The following is a 13,842-nucleotide window of genomic DNA, read 5'->3' as shown; positions in this document are numbered from 1 at the left end:
TGACCGGTTACAACAAAATGAAGGATTCTCCGTTTGGTTTAATAAGTAAATTTGTCAATTTTTACGCATATATTCGTTGCCCGAAAGCATAATTGTTTGCCTAAGTATTTCGACAAGTAACAGCACATCAATTATAAATAAAGTTTGTATGATAAAATCGATTCTGTCAATCGTCTTGTTTGGTTTCAGTGCAGTAGCTGTGCAGGCCCAGGATGTACTGGAAGTGAAGGGTACAACGCCTTCGCTATACATCACCCACACCGTTAAAAAAGGAGAAAATTTCTATAGTCTAAGCCGTGCCTATGGCATACCTCCAAAAGAAATTGCCTCTGCCAATAAAATTTCCATGGATCATGGTTTACAGTTGGGTAAACAGATAAATATCCCGCTTACCGCCACCAACTTTTCCCAGAAAGCCGGTGCAACTGGTCAACCTGTCTATCACAAAGTAACTGATAAAGAAACGCTCTATCGCGTTAGTGTTAACTACAATAAGGTAGCACTGGATAACATCCGTACCTGGAATAAATTATCAGGTGATGGATTAAAGAAAGATTCCTACATTATCATTGGTTACCTGAAAGGAGGCAATGCAGCCAGCGCTGCTCCGGCAGCCAGCGAAGGCGGAGAAGTAGCGGCTGCTCCACCGGCGAAACCGGCCAAGAAACCGGCGGAAAAGGAAATTATTACCCAGGACCCGGCCGGTGATCATACAGGCGACCAGGTAGATAACAACACTACTGCGGCAACTCCGCCTCCTGCTTCGAAACCCGAGCCAGTTGCGGAAGCTGCCACTCCGGTAAAAACCAACGTTCCTGCTTCTACCAGTACCGACTTCGAACAACTGTACATGGAACAGACCAACAACGGTAAAAAGGTGGCCACCGAAAAAGGCCCCGGCACCTGGTTTAAAAGCAACGCGGTAAATAAATACTACGCATTACATAACTCTGCCCCCAGAGGTACTATCATCAAAGTGACCAATCCACTGAACGGCAAATTCGTTTATGCGAAGGTCCTGGACGTGATCCCTCAGCTGAAACCCAACGCGGGCCTCATCATCAAACTGAGCGATGCCGCTATGGAAGCGCTGGGCAGCAACGAAACCAAGTTCTATTGCGAACTTAGCTACGAGAAGTAGGTTTCACGGAGTTTCACGCAAAGAAGCAAAGAAGCAAAGAGGCATAAGAAATTTGTTTTAAGGAAAATAAGAAAGCAAAGAAGTAGAGATACTTGTGACAAAAAACAATCTCCACTTCTTTGCTTTCTTATTTTTGCTTCGGTCAAAAAATCCTTATGCCTCTTTGCTTCTTTGCTTCTTTGCGTGAAACTCCGTGAAACTAGAACCGGTAGCCCCTCAGGAAGCTCGTGATATCCATTTTCTTCTTGCCTTCCAGCTGGATTTCGTCGAGGGAGAGGTAGCCATCGGGCGCGGCTATTTTGATGAAGGTTTTCTGATCAGTCACAAATTCGCCTGGCGCAACGGTTGGAGTGGTATGCTCTTTATGTGCCTTGAATATTTTCAGGGTTTTGCCCTGGAAGGTTGTCCAGGCGGTAGGGTAAGGACTGAGGCCTCTCACCAGGTTGTATATTGCGTCCAGGGGCCGGTCCCATTTGATCTGGCAGGTTTCTTTGAAGATCTTTGGAGCGTGTTTGATCTCGTCCAACGGGATATTGGCCTGGGGGATAGGAGTGACCTGGTTTTCGGCGATCGCTGTAACGGTTTTCAGCAGGAGCGTTGCGCCGGTTTGCATTAATACGTCGTGCAGTTCGCCGGCTGTTTCATCTTCACGGATAGGCACCCGTTCACTGAACAGTACATCGCCTGTATCTATTTCGTGTTGCAGTTTGAACGTGGTGACGCCTGATTCTTTCTCCCCGTTGATTACAGCCCAGTTGATAGGCGCTGCGCCCCGGTAGTTGGGTAACAACGATGCATGTACGTTGATAGTGCCCTGCGGAGGCATATTCCATACCAGCTCAGGCAACATACGGAACGCTACCACTACCTGCAGGTCGGCATTCAGCGCTTTCAGTTCTTCCAGGAATGCAGGGTTCTTCAGTTTCTCAGGTTGTAAAACTTTCAATCCTTTGCTGACAGCATACCGTTTCACGGCGCTTTCCTGCAGCTGAAGTCCGCGCCCCGCGGGTTTGTCAGGAGCCGTAACCACTCCCACGATATTAAACCCGTTTTGAACCAATATATCCAGGGAAGCCACTGCAAAGTCGGGCGTTCCCATAAAAACAATCTTGAAATCTTTATTCATGGGTGCAATTTAATTATTTCCCATGAAGGATGTTTTTATGGAAAACAAGGTATTTTTAATCTGGATGGTTATAAAAAATTTGTCGCTATGCTTCGTTATTTCCTGGTTTTATTAGCCTGTTATTTATTCAAAACATCTGACTGTACCGCCCAATACCTTGCTGCAACCGGCAATTACAAGGCCGATACCTTATCGGCAGACCAACTGAAGCTGGCCGTTAATGCCGTTAAAGAGAAGAAAGTGGTAGGGCTTGGAGAGGCCGAACATCTTAAATCTTCCTATTACAAGATAAAATCCCAGTTGCTCAAATCGCTGGTCGAGCAACATAATTTCAGCCTGGTACTGCTGGAAGCCAGCCTGAACGCCTGCCAGTTATTGGATCGTTACATTAAGGGAGATGACCATGTAGACCTGCGCACTGCGCTCAAAGAAATGAATGCGACGAACGATTACGTGTTGAAAAATATTTACAATACTCCCAGGATCGGGGAACTGTTTGCCTGGCTACGTGATTATAACAAGGCGAATAATAATCGTGTAAGCATTGGCGGTATAGATTTTCAAAATCCCGTGTTATTGGGAAATGCGATCAGGGAGGAGATAAAGAAGAGCGCAGCAGATTCGGTCGATTATTATGTTGCAAAGCTGGATGATGCTGTGGCGTTGTATTCCAGGTTCTACAATGGGTATATGGATTATAAGAATATTTTTAAAATATTTAAGGTCGATAGCCTGAAAGCCAGTGCTATAACGGCTCATAAAGCTGTGTATGCCTTGCAGCGGTTTGCCGGCGGCTCGCAATGGCTGGATCTTAACCTGCAAAACTTGCGTGCCATGTCTGATTTTTATGTAGATCCTAACGCCATGTTGCTGAGAGATAGCGCTATGTTCAATAATCTCCGTTATTATGCGGACCAGCGCCCGGATGCAAAGATCATTGTTTGGGCTGCCACCCAGCATTTGCAGGAGCAGAAACAGTCTTTTGGCGGAAGGGATTACAGGTGGATGGGAAATTTTATCAGGAGCAGGTGGGGGAACCAGTTTGCCAACATTGGAGTTTATGGGCCGGAAAACTGTTTGCCAGCGCCTACGCCAGCCGGTAAGGTAACGGTGGAGGTAATATTGAAATCAGGTCAGTACGGGGAATGTTTCAATACGCGTAATGAAGAAGTGATAATAAGCGTAAAGGCGCCACAGGTAACGAATGCGGTGGTGCTTTAAAAGATGTGGTTGCAGACCCCTGCAACCACATCTTTTTATAACTAATATAACAGGTATTTGGCCCTGATCACTTTGAATTTCGCCAGCCCGGGTTCCCAGCTTTTCCGTATTTCCGCTTCTGATAATCCTTTTTCTATTTGCTGTTGCAGTGTTTTAGTGCCGGCAAGTTTGGCGAAGAAAGGATTAAAGAATTTGTCTTTATTCGGGAACAGGTGGTATGCGCTGATCAGCCATTTCAGTTCCAGTTTCCTGCCTTTGTACGGAACGGTTTCAGGTGCGTGGCTCAGGTCGAACCCGTAGCAAACCTGGTCTTTCAGTACCGGTGTTGGATTCGTGGCGCTGGCCTTTGGCGTGAAAGAAAAATCCTGTTTCGGGAATAAAGGAGAGCCATATACCTGGAATGGCTTATCTGTACCCCGGCCCAGGCTAAGGGCAGTGCCCTCAAAGAAACAAAGGGAAGGGTAGAGGTTTACAGCCGCCATATTAGGCAGGTTGGGAGATGGTTTAACAGGTAGTTTATAGTAGGTCTGGTGAGTATAGTTCTCGCAAGGCACTACTTTAATATCGCATTTCAGGCCTTTGCTTAACCAGCGTTCTCCATTCAGCATACGTGCATATTCGGCAACAGTCATCCCGTGAACCACGGGGATGGGCTGCATCCCTACGAACGAGCGATAGGCGGTGTCCAAAACGGGGCCATCAATATAATCGCCGTTGGGATTGGGCCTATCAAGGATCACCAGTGTTTTCTTGTTTTCGGCGGCTGATTCCATCAACTCCTGCAAAGAGGAAATATAGGTGAAGAAACGGGTACCCACATCCTGTACATCGAATACCAGGATATCCACATCTTTAAGATCTGCTGCGGTGGCTTTGCGGTGCTGGCCGTAGAGGGAAATGATAGGAAGGCCTGTAGCGGAATCTATACTGTTGGCAACAGATTCGCCATGGCCGGCTGTACCGCGGAAACCATGTTCCGGGCTAAAAATTTTTACAATATTGATCTTCAGTTTCAACAACGAGTCGACCAGGTGTGTTTTATCAATGGTGGAGGTTTGATTCACCATCAGGGCTACTCGTTTATTTTTCAGTAATGGTAAATATCGGGCAGTTTGTGTGGCGCCGGGTAAAACATGGTCCGCATATTGTGCGGTAGATCTAAAGTAGCATCCCAGGAGGATGAGGCAAAACAGGAATATACGGTTCATAGCGTTAAGATACAGTAATATATACCAAAAAAAACCGATTATACCAGCTTTTTGTATCTTGCGCTTATTATTAACATTAAACAAGTTATTTTATGCAAACTGTTAAAAACGGGGATACTGTAAAGGTACATTACCATGGCCGTTTGACTAACGGTACTACCTTCGATTCATCTGAAGGTAGAGATCCACTGGAATTCAAGGTAGGTGCCGGTATGGTTATCAAAGGTTTCGAGAATGGGGTGCTGGAAATGAAAGTCGGTGATAAAAAGACCATTCATATCCCTGTTGATCAGGCATATGGTCCGAAAAGTGAAGAGATGATCATCGAATTTCCAAAGGAAAACATGCCTCCTGATATGAATCCTCAGATCGGCGATGAGCTGCAGATGAGCAATCCCCAGGGCCAGGTATTCCTGGTAAAAGTAGTTGGTATTTCTGATGCTGCTATCACTCTCGATGCTAACCATGCGCTGGCAGGCGAGGACCTGATCTTTGATCTGGAACTGGTTGAAATCAAGTAATTCCGGTTATATAAACGAATTGGCCGTCTCTACCTGGTAGAGACGGCCTTTCTATTATTATAATCATTCAAAAAATACTATGCTACCTGTATCTTCGTCGGCTTCTTATGCTCGTCGATCGCCACAAAGGTGAAAGTGCCGCTGATGGCCTTTTCCCGGTGTTTTTCATACATCTGTTCCACGTATACATTTACTTCTACTTTAAGACTCGTATTTCCGACCTCTTTCACTTCTCCAACCAATTCAACGATAGTGCCGTGAGGAATAGGTTTTTTAAAATCTATACGGTCGGAAGATACAGTTACTGTTCGCATCCTTGTAAAACGGGTAGCGGTAATGAATGCTACTTCGTCCATCAATTGCATTGCCGTTCCGCCGAATAAAGTATCGTAATGGTTAACGGTATTGGGAAATACTGCTTTAAAGATCCTGGTCACCGAATCTGCAATCTGTTGCTCGTAGGCCATAACTGAATATTAAGAAGATGAGATGTTAGCTTGCGTGTAAGCAACCTTCATGTCGCGTAAACAATCTGCGCATAAACAACCATTGTATTGCTGCCGGATATAAGCTGTTTCCGCTTCCGACAACACCACTTCCTGGCACTGGCACTGCAGGATAGTACCTACACGGCATTCAAAAGGCCGTCCGCAACGCGGGCAAGTTATGGTTTCATGACATGGCATGCAGTAAATGTAGGAATTTTGGAGTGGATGCTCGATGATTATTTCGTCATCCACTCTCAAAACCGCTAATTATAGCTGCTGCGCAGGTTCTTCGCGGCGGTAACCATGTTCCGCAATGCTGATTCCGTTTCAGGCCAGTTCCTTGTTTTTAGCCCGCAATCCGGGTTTACCCAGATGTTCTGAACCGGTAACAGTTGCACGGCTTTCTTAAGCAACGTTTCCATTTCTGCTACGGAAGGCACTCTTGGCGAGTGGATATCGTACACCCCCGGACCTGTTTCATTAGGATATTTGAATGCAGCGAAAGCCTCCAGTATCTCCATCTGTGAACGGGAGGTTTCTATCGTGATCACATCTGCATCCATCGCCGCAATATGTTCGATAATATCATTGAACTCTGCATAACACATATGCGTATGTATCTGCGTATTATCATCAACAGTACATACTGCCAGGCGGAACGCCTGCACAGCTTTTTCCAGGTATTCCGCCCTGGCCGACTGGCGTAATGGCAAGCCTTCTCTCAGCGCCGGCTCATCAACCTGTATCACCGTGATACCCGCTTCTTCCAGCTCTTTCACTTCATCCCTGATAGCCAGTGCGATCTGGAAAGCGGTATCCATTCTTGGCTGATCGTTGCGGACAAAAGACCATTGGAGGATGGTAATAGGCCCTGTGAGCATGCCTTTTACGGGTTTGTCGGTCAGCGACTGGGCGTATTTGCTCCAGTTTACCGTCATCGCCTGCGGGCGCTGCACATCTCCGAAAATAACAGGAGGTTTCACGCACCTGCTGCCATAACTCTGCACCCAGCCATATTGAGTAAATAAAAATCCATCCAGTTGTTCGCCGAAGTATTCCACCATGTCGTTGCGTTCAAACTCGCCATGCACCAGCACATCCAGGCCCAGGCTCTCCTGCCGGTAGATAGTGTCGGTGATCGCTTCACGGATTTCCGCCCTGTATGTTTCTTCGCTGATAATGCCTTTCTTCAGGTCTGCGCGCAATTGCCGTATCTCCTTTGTTTGAGGGAAGGAACCGATGGTTGTGGTTGGGAACAGCGGAAGGCGAAGGCTTTCGTGCTGTATGGCCTGCCTTACAGCAAAAGGACTGTTCCTTTGCATATCCTTTTCCGTTACCTCCTTTAACCTGGCTTTTACAGCAGGTTTGTGGATGATAGGAGAGGTTTTGCGGCTCTCCATCGCTTTCCTGTTCTCTTCCAGCAGCCAGGTTTCTCCTTCAATAACATCGCTCAGGGCTATTACTTCTCCAACTTTCTGTTTGGCAAATGCCATCCATTGTTTTACATCGGGGTTCAATTCTGTTTCGAGGTCCAGGTCGTAGGGCGAGTGAAGCAGGGAACAGGAAGTGCCAATGATCACACGTTCTTTGCCCAGGTGCCGGATGGCTTTATTGATAAGCGCCAGCGACGCTTCATAATCGTTTTTCCAGATATTGCGGCCATCTACCACGCCCAGCGAAAGCTGTTTGTCGTTGGGCAACAGGGCCAGTACTTCGTCGAGTTGCTGCGGCGCCCTTACCAGGTCTATATGTACAGCGGCAACAGGCAGCTGAACAGTGAGCGCTGTATTATCTTCTAACCCCCCAAAATAAGTGGTCAGCAATATTTTCAGTTCAGGAACTGCCTGCCTGATCACTGTAAATGCAGTGTGGTACAGTTCTTTCACAGCCTGGCCCAGGTCTGTGACCAGGGCAGGTTCGTCTATCTGCACCCAGGTAGCCCCGGCGCGTTTCAACTCCTGCAGCAATTGAATATAAACAGGCAATAATTTCTGCAGTACCTCAGCCTGGGTGAGCTGGTCGTCTTTGATCTTGCCGCTTAGTATGAATGTTACCGGTCCTACCAGCACAGGTTTCGTGTGAATGCCCAGTTGCCGGGCTTCTTTGAATTCTTCTACACATTTAGGCTGGTAGAGATGATAGCTTTGGGTTTTCTCGAATTCCGGCACCAGGTAGTGATAGTTGGTATCAAACCATTTGGTCATCTCCAGGGCGGTCAGGTCAAAATTATTCTTCTGGTATCCTCTTGCCATAGCAAAATATAGCTCCAGGCAGCGCGGATGGGCCAGCGATGCCTGCAAGGCCTGGAAGCGGGAAGGAATAACGCCCAGGGTCATGCTCATATCCAGTACCTGGTCGTAAAAGGAAAAATCGTTGGACGGAATAAGATCAATTCCTTTTTCTTTCAACAATTCCCAGTTTTCTCTTCGTAGCTCCCTTGCCGTTAATTCTAAACGTTCCAGGGAAATTTTACCTGCCCAATAGTTCTCACAGGCTTTCTTTAATGCGCGTTGGCTTCCTACTCTCGGATAGCCCGGAATGTTGGTTAGCATCGTATTAGGATATCGTTTTGTTCTACGCAAACCTATAAACATTCGATGTTTGTTTTTATTTTTGAAAAAATTTGGTGTTTTGTTCTATTTTTGTATGTTTAAAAAGATGTTTTTTCTAAAACTGGAATATGGGACGCTGAAAAACAGAAAAATTCACGGAAAGCCAGTAACCTGTTTTTTCTTACGTTTGCACCATGTTTACTAATTACGATTATACAGTTGTCGAACGCTTTATGCGTTACGTTCAGATAGATACGCAATCTGACCCGCTTAGCAATACTTTTCCGAGCACCGAAAAGCAGAAAGATCTCTCCCGTCTACTGGTGAAAGAATTGAAAGAAATGGGCATCACGGATGCAGAACTGGATGAATATGGCTATGTATATGCCACGATCCCTGCCAATACGGATAAAAAAGTACCCGTGATCTGCTTCTGTTCACATGTAGATACCTCGTCAGACAGCAGCGGCACGGGCGTAAAACCCATTATACACAAAGGGTATGAGGGGGGAGACATCAGCCTCCCGGACGATGAGAACATCGTTATCAGTCCCAAAGAACATCCTTACCTCCTGGAAAAGAAGGGAGACGATATAATTACCGCCAGCGGCACAACCTTGCTGGGCGCCGACGACAAAGCCGGCGTGGCGGAGATCATGGACGCTGCCCATTACCTGATGACGCATCCTGAAGTGAAGCATGGAGCTATCCGCATTTTGTTTACCCCGGATGAAGAAATAGGAAGAGGGGTTGACAAAGTGGATATGAAGAAGCTGGCAGCTGATTTTGGTTATACGATGGATGGTGGAGAAGCCGGTTCGCTGGAAGATGAGAACTTTTCGGCCGACGGGGCTAAGATCACCGTATACGGTGTCAGCGCACATCCGGGATCAGCCAAAAACAAACTGGTAAGCGCTATCAAAGTGGCGGCAGCTATTGTAGACGCTTTGCCTAAAGACAGCTTGTCGCCCGAAACAACCGAAGACCGGGAAGGTTTCGTACATCCTGTAAGGATACAGGGAGTTGCAGAAAAAGCGGAGATAGATTTCATCATCAGGGATTTTGATACCAATGCCCTGGAAGCGCATGAAAACTTCCTGCGCACGACTATGGACAGGGTAGTGGCCAGGTTCCCGGGGGCCAGGGCTACTTTAAAAGTGAATTCCCAGTATCGCAATATGAAAGAAGTATTGGTGAATCACCCTGAAGTTACCGCCTATGCAGCCGAAGCCATAAAAAGGGCGGGATTGCAGCCATTGAGGATGAGCATCAGGGGAGGTACCGACGGTTCCCGTTTATCGTTTATGGGATTGCCCTGCCCGAATATTTTTACAGGAGAGATGGCCCTGCATGGCAAACATGAGTATGTAAGCATACAGGATATGCAGAAAGCCGTGCAAACGATCGTATACTTGGCACAAGTTTGGGAGGAGAAGAGCCGTCAATAGCAAAATATAGATTCCGGAAAGCTAAGATCGATGGGGATCCGCCGCTGTTAATTCTTACAGAACGTTAAACAGCGCACATCTCCATCGATCCATATTTTCTGAAATCAACAAATATTTTACTACTTTAAGCGTTTTATTTGTATTCTACTTATGCACCCGTTAAAATATAGTTCATGTTGTTAGGTTTTATTACTCAAGTACAAGACTCTCTGCTCCTGCCCAAAGCCGATACGGTAGCACAGGGCGTTACTACTGCCGCCCCGGCCCAGGAGATCCATCTTTTAGATATGCTGATGAAAGGGGGCGTGCTGATGATTCCTCTCGGCGTATTATCACTGATAGCCATATACGTTTTCGTGGAAAGGGCTATTACCATATCCAAAGCCGGTAAAATACCTGATAATTTTATGGCCATGATCCGCGACCAGATCACTTCCGGCAACATGCAATCTGCCAGGTCACTGGCCAAGAACACGCCGGGCCCCATTGCCAGGATGATCGAAAAGGGTATCCAGCGGATAGGCAAACCAATAGAAAGCATAGAAAAATCAATGGAGAACGTGGGTAAGCTGGAAGTTTACAGGATGGAAAAGAACCTGGTGATCCTCTCCATCATCGCAGGTATAGCCCCGATGTTCGGGTTCCTGGGAACTATCGCCGGTATGATCCAGACCTTCTTTAACATCTCCATTACTTCAGATATTACACTGGGAACAATAGCAGGTGGTATCTACGTTAAAATGATCACCTCTGCAACAGGTCTGATCATCGGTATCGTAGCCTTCATCGGGTACAGCTATCTGAATGCACAGATAGATAAAGTGGTAAATAAAATGGAAGCTTCTTCCTCTGAATTTATTGACATCCTGCAGGAACCTACCCGCTAAAAAATCCTGATTATGAATTTACGCAGTCGAAATAAGAAACATGTGGAAATGCACAACTCAGCGTTGAACGATATCCTGTTCATCCTGCTGTTGTTCTTCCTCATTGTTTCCACGCTGGCTAATCCCAATGTGATCAAGTTAATGCTGCCCAAGGCCAAAAGCAACACCAAGGCTAAACAAACGGTAGTAGTGAGCATCAACGACAAACGGGAGTTCTTTGTAGGCACTACCAAAGTGTCGTTCGACCAGCTGAAACAGGCGTTGGCGCCTTCTGTGGCCAATGAAAAAACTGATCCTACCATTGTGATCAATGCGGAGAAGAGCGTGCCTGTAGAAGATGTAGTGAATGTGATGGAAGTGGCCAGGGAAATTGGCGCTAAAGTGGTGCTGGCAACGGCCCGGAAATAAAATATTTATAAAGTAAAAAGCCCCGGAACGAGCAGTTCCGGGGCTTTTTTTATATCGATGCTTTTATCATCCTGTCTTTCCCGAACATATCCTGTTTCAGGATCACCTCTTTGAATTGCAGGGCTTTCAGCAGTTCTACCACTTCTTTCCCTAATGCTTCATTGATCTCAAAATACAGGGCTCCGCCGGCCTTCAGCTTCTGCTGCGCCATTTGGGCAATATGCCTGTAAAACAGCAACGGGTCGTTATCCGGTACAAATAGCGCCAGGCTTGGCTCATAGGCCAATACCTGTTCCTGCATTCCCGTTTTCTCGCTCTGCGTAATATAAGGAGGATTGCTCACTACCAGGTCGAAGTTGGGCAAGGTAGCGAGTTGCAGTGGGTCCAGCGCATCCATTTGCTGGAAATGAACGTCGAGCTTCCATTTGGCGGCATTCCCGGAAGCCACTTCCAGGGCGCCGGGGCTGATATCGATAGCCATCACAGCTGCATCCGGCAGCGATCTTTTAAGCGCCAGCGGAATGGCGCCGCTGCCGGTGCCTACATCCAGGATCTTTAACCCGCTGCGGCCCGTGGCGTCGTTCACCATCCATTCTACCAGTTCTTCCGTTTCAGGCCTGGGTATCAATACCTGGTTGTTCACATTAAGTTCCATCCCGTAAAACCAGGTACTGCCGGTGATGTATTGCACGGGTTCTTTACGCAATAAGGCTTCTATAGCCGCTTTAAGCCGCTGGTTCTGTTCGGGGGTTAATAAGTTTGTTTTGTTTACGATGCGGTCTAATTTGCTCATACCGGTCAAAGATTCCATGACGATATGCGCGATGTTGGCAGCTTCCCTTTCTTCATATAGATCGCCGATGGCGCCGGTAATATAGGTAAAGGCTGTTTGTATAGTCAATATGAAAAATTTTGCGATGTGGTGAATCTGGAAACTGCAAACCGGGGAAGTCGCACTCTCCATTGTGTTAAAAACGATACTTTTGCAAAGTTATTACTTAAGGCTTGATTATGACCAATACTATCGACGAAATTTTTATGCGGCGTTGCCTGGAACTGGCCGCCATGGGCGCCGGTAACGTGGCTCCGAACCCGATGGTAGGAGCGGTGCTGGTTCACCAGGGCCGTATCATTGGTGAAGGCTATCACCGGCAATACGGGCAGGCGCACGCGGAAGTGAATTGTGTTAATAGTGTTCAGGAGGCCGACAGGGTGCTGATTCCCCTGTCTACCATGTATGTAAGCCTGGAGCCTTGTGCCCATCATGGTAAAACACCGCCCTGCGCCGATCTGATCGTAAGCCAGCGGATCCCTGAAGTGGTCATAGGCTGCGTGGATACCTTTTCTGCAGTTGCCGGCAAAGGGATTGAGAAACTGGAAAAAGCAGGCATCAGGGTGCATACCAGGATGCTGGAAGAAGCATGCAGGGCTATTAACCGCCGCTTCTTCACCTTTCATGAAAAGAAAAGACCCTATATCATATTAAAATGGGCCCAGTGCGCCAACGGCCTGATAGCCGGGGCAGAGGGCGCGCCGGTAAAGATTTCCAACAAGTATACAGACAGGCTGGTACACAAGTGGAGAAGCGAAGAAATGAGCATTCTTGTAGGCACCCGCACTGCTTTAATGGATAATCCCAAGCTCACCAACCGGCTATGGACAGGCAAAGATCCTGTCAGGCTGGTGATCGACCGGGCATTGAAAATACCCAGGCATTATCATCTCTGGGACGGAACTGTGCCTACCATCTTTATAACTGCTGAAAGTGAAGATTCCAACGGGCTTACAGAACAGATGCAGCTCGATTTCAAACAGCCGATACTGCCGCAGCTGCTGGAAAAGCTTCACAACCGGCATATACAGAGCATTCTGGTGGAAGGAGGCAGTTACCTGCTGGAACAATTTATCGCTGCCGGGTTATGGGATGAAGCCAGGGTAATAACGGGAACGGTTACACTGCCCGGCGGACTCGCGGCGCCGGCGCTTTCAGATGCTACCCTCATACACACGGAGCAGGTGGATACAGACAGAATTGATTTTTACCAACGCAGGGGATAGTCCTGTACTCTAAATAACATTGATGGAGGTTTACTTTACAATAGATAAAACAGCAGTAGCTGAGTTCAAAGACAGGGGAAGCAAATTCCTGGGATATGTATTTCCTGTGAAAAGCACAGACGACGTAAAAGCATGCCTGGGTGAAGTGAAGAAAGAACATCCCAAAGCCACGCACCATTGCTATGCTTACAGGATAGGAACAGACGGGCTGCAATTCAGGGCAAACGACGACGGCGAACCTTCCGGTTCGGCAGGTAAACCCATCCTTGGGCAGATAGACAGCAAGCAGCTAACAGACGTACTTATTGTAGTTGTCCGTTATTTTGGCGGCACCTTGCTGGGCGTTCCCGGCCTGATCAACGCCTATAAAATAAGCGCATCGATGGTACTGCAACTGGTGCCTGTTATCCAGAAAAACATCGAAGCAAAATATCGCCTCAGCTTCGATTATACGATCATGAACGAAGTAATGACGGTGATCAAACAACAGAACTGTACGGTACTTTCACAGGAACTCCAGCTCTTCTGCGAAATGGTAATAGGCATCCCTAAAGCCAACGAAGAACTATGCCTGCTCCGCCTGAAAGACATCTACGGATTGGAGGTGGCACGCAACCACGTGTAAGGGGGCACGCGGAGAGGCAAAGAAAGCAAAGGGACATAAGATATTGTTTTAAGGAAAATAAGAAAGCAAAGGGACATAAGATATTGTTTTAAGAAAAATAAGAAAGCAAAGGGACATAAGATATTGTTTAAGGAAAATAAGAAAGCAAAGGGAGTGAAG

At 47.1% G+C, this 13,842-nt stretch carries 14 protein-coding genes; 8 read left to right on the top strand and 6 right to left on the bottom strand.

From position 1 onward, the window contains the following. Positions 1-148 precede the first annotated feature (148 nt). A complete protein-coding gene (locus BLV62_RS11665) occupies positions 149-1,141 on the top strand; it encodes a LysM peptidoglycan-binding domain-containing protein (RefSeq protein ID WP_089761802.1) in 993 nt (330 codons plus the stop codon). Positions 1,142-1,340: 199 nt separating this feature from the next. Here BLV62_RS11665 and fmt read toward each other — a convergent pair whose 3' ends face one another. After that, positions 1,341-2,267, bottom strand: coding sequence for a methionyl-tRNA formyltransferase (gene fmt / locus BLV62_RS11660; protein ID WP_225889640.1), 927 nt, complete (start codon positions 2,265-2,267; stop codon positions 1,341-1,343). 87 nt (positions 2,268-2,354) lie between these two features. On the opposite strand from fmt, the gene BLV62_RS11655 reads away from it, so the two are divergent. Beyond that, the gene (locus BLV62_RS11655) at positions 2,355-3,488 is read left to right on the top strand and encodes an erythromycin esterase family protein (protein ID WP_089761801.1); all 1,134 of its coding nucleotides are present in this window, start codon (positions 2,355-2,357) and stop codon (positions 3,486-3,488) included. 41 nt (positions 3,489-3,529) lie between these two features. Here the strand turns inward: BLV62_RS11655 and BLV62_RS11650 are convergent, their stop codons facing one another. Continuing rightward, positions 3,530-4,696 (bottom strand): exo-beta-N-acetylmuramidase NamZ family protein, encoded by a 1,167-nt coding sequence (locus BLV62_RS11650; RefSeq protein ID WP_089761799.1) that lies wholly within the window; start codon positions 4,694-4,696, stop codon positions 3,530-3,532. A 92-nt stretch (positions 4,697-4,788) separates the two neighbouring features. Here BLV62_RS11650 and BLV62_RS11645 point away from each other — a divergent pair, with 92 nt between their 5' ends. After that, positions 4,789-5,217, top strand: coding sequence for an FKBP-type peptidyl-prolyl cis-trans isomerase (locus BLV62_RS11645; RefSeq protein ID WP_089761797.1), 429 nt, complete (start codon positions 4,789-4,791; stop codon positions 5,215-5,217). 77 nt (positions 5,218-5,294) lie between these two features. On the opposite strand, the gene BLV62_RS11640 is transcribed toward BLV62_RS11645, so the two are convergent. The 3 genes from BLV62_RS11640 to metE form a co-directional block, all read right to left on the bottom strand. Further along, entirely contained in the window at positions 5,295-5,684 is a 390-nt protein-coding gene (locus BLV62_RS11640) for an acyl-CoA thioesterase (RefSeq protein ID WP_089761795.1), read from the bottom strand. A 9-nt stretch (positions 5,685-5,693) separates the two neighbouring features. Further along, the gene (locus BLV62_RS11635) at positions 5,694-5,903 is read right to left on the bottom strand and encodes a cysteine-rich CWC family protein (RefSeq protein ID WP_089761793.1); all 210 of its coding nucleotides are present in this window, start codon (positions 5,901-5,903) and stop codon (positions 5,694-5,696) included. 65 nt (positions 5,904-5,968) lie between these two features. Then, complete coding sequence (gene metE, locus BLV62_RS11630) at positions 5,969-8,257, bottom strand: 5-methyltetrahydropteroyltriglutamate--homocysteine S-methyltransferase (protein WP_089761792.1); 2,289 nt, start codon at positions 8,255-8,257, stop codon at positions 5,969-5,971. Between the two features lie 194 nt (positions 8,258-8,451). On the opposite strand from metE, the gene pepT reads away from it, so the two are divergent. The 3 genes from pepT (at position 8,452) to BLV62_RS11615 (ending at position 11,000) form a co-directional block, all read left to right on the top strand. Then, complete coding sequence (gene pepT / locus BLV62_RS11625) at positions 8,452-9,705, top strand: peptidase T (RefSeq protein ID WP_089761790.1); 1,254 nt, start codon at positions 8,452-8,454, stop codon at positions 9,703-9,705. A 173-nt stretch (positions 9,706-9,878) separates the two neighbouring features. After that, a complete protein-coding gene (locus tag BLV62_RS11620) occupies positions 9,879-10,592 on the top strand; it encodes a MotA/TolQ/ExbB proton channel family protein (RefSeq protein ID WP_089761788.1) in 714 nt (237 codons plus the stop codon). A 12-nt stretch (positions 10,593-10,604) separates the two neighbouring features. After that, positions 10,605-11,000, top strand: coding sequence for an ExbD/TolR family protein (locus BLV62_RS11615; protein WP_089761786.1), 396 nt, complete (start codon positions 10,605-10,607; stop codon positions 10,998-11,000). 49 nt (positions 11,001-11,049) lie between these two features. Here the strand turns inward: BLV62_RS11615 and prmC are convergent, their stop codons facing one another. Next, the gene (gene prmC, locus BLV62_RS11610) at positions 11,050-11,901 is read right to left on the bottom strand and encodes a peptide chain release factor N(5)-glutamine methyltransferase (RefSeq protein WP_168927922.1); all 852 of its coding nucleotides are present in this window, start codon (positions 11,899-11,901) and stop codon (positions 11,050-11,052) included. A gap of 110 nt (positions 11,902-12,011) precedes the next feature. On the opposite strand from prmC, the gene ribD reads away from it, so the two are divergent. Next, positions 12,012-13,058: a bifunctional diaminohydroxyphosphoribosylaminopyrimidine deaminase/5-amino-6-(5-phosphoribosylamino)uracil reductase RibD gene (gene ribD / locus BLV62_RS11605; protein ID WP_089761782.1), complete on the top strand. Its 1,047-nt coding sequence runs from the start codon at positions 12,012-12,014 to the stop codon at positions 13,056-13,058. A gap of 22 nt (positions 13,059-13,080) precedes the next feature. Next, on the top strand, positions 13,081-13,683 hold the full coding sequence (locus BLV62_RS11600) for an IMPACT family protein (RefSeq protein WP_089762036.1): 603 nt from the start codon (positions 13,081-13,083) through the stop codon (positions 13,681-13,683). Positions 13,684-13,842: the final 159 nt, after the last annotated feature.

The organism is Chitinophaga terrae (ex Kim and Jung 2007) (genome assembly GCF_900107795.1).
Classification (GTDB): Bacteria; Bacteroidota; Bacteroidia; order Chitinophagales; family Chitinophagaceae; genus Chitinophaga; species Chitinophaga terrae.
This window is presented reverse-complemented; position numbering and strand designations above follow the sequence as displayed.

Excerpts from the sequence above, each read along its gene's own strand:
- BLV62_RS11645 (WP_089761797.1), top strand. The coding sequence starts at position 4,789 with ATGCAAACTGTTAAAAACGGGGATACTGTAAAGGTACATTACCATGGC.
- BLV62_RS11600 (WP_089762036.1), top strand. The coding sequence starts at position 13,081 with ATGGAGGTTTACTTTACAATAGATAAAACAGCAGTAGCTGAGTTCAAA.
- BLV62_RS11665 (WP_089761802.1), top strand. The coding sequence starts at position 149 with ATGATAAAATCGATTCTGTCAATCGTCTTGTTTGGTTTCAGTGCAGTA.
- BLV62_RS11640 (WP_089761795.1), bottom strand. The coding sequence starts at position 5,684 with ATGGCCTACGAGCAACAGATTGCAGATTCGGTGACCAGGATCTTTAAA.
- metE (WP_089761792.1), bottom strand. The coding sequence starts at position 8,257 with ATGCTAACCAACATTCCGGGCTATCCGAGAGTAGGAAGCCAACGCGCA.
- pepT (WP_089761790.1), top strand. The coding sequence starts at position 8,452 with ATGTTTACTAATTACGATTATACAGTTGTCGAACGCTTTATGCGTTAC.
- BLV62_RS11620 (WP_089761788.1), top strand. The coding sequence starts at position 9,879 with ATGTTGTTAGGTTTTATTACTCAAGTACAAGACTCTCTGCTCCTGCCC.
- BLV62_RS11635 (WP_089761793.1), bottom strand. The coding sequence starts at position 5,903 with ATGCCATGTCATGAAACCATAACTTGCCCGCGTTGCGGACGGCCTTTT.
- BLV62_RS11615 (WP_089761786.1), top strand. The coding sequence starts at position 10,605 with ATGAATTTACGCAGTCGAAATAAGAAACATGTGGAAATGCACAACTCA.
- fmt (WP_225889640.1), bottom strand. The coding sequence starts at position 2,267 with ATGAATAAAGATTTCAAGATTGTTTTTATGGGAACGCCCGACTTTGCA.
- BLV62_RS11650 (WP_089761799.1), bottom strand. The coding sequence starts at position 4,696 with ATGAACCGTATATTCCTGTTTTGCCTCATCCTCCTGGGATGCTACTTT.
- BLV62_RS11655 (WP_089761801.1), top strand. The coding sequence starts at position 2,355 with ATGCTTCGTTATTTCCTGGTTTTATTAGCCTGTTATTTATTCAAAACA.
- ribD (WP_089761782.1), top strand. The coding sequence starts at position 12,012 with ATGACCAATACTATCGACGAAATTTTTATGCGGCGTTGCCTGGAACTG.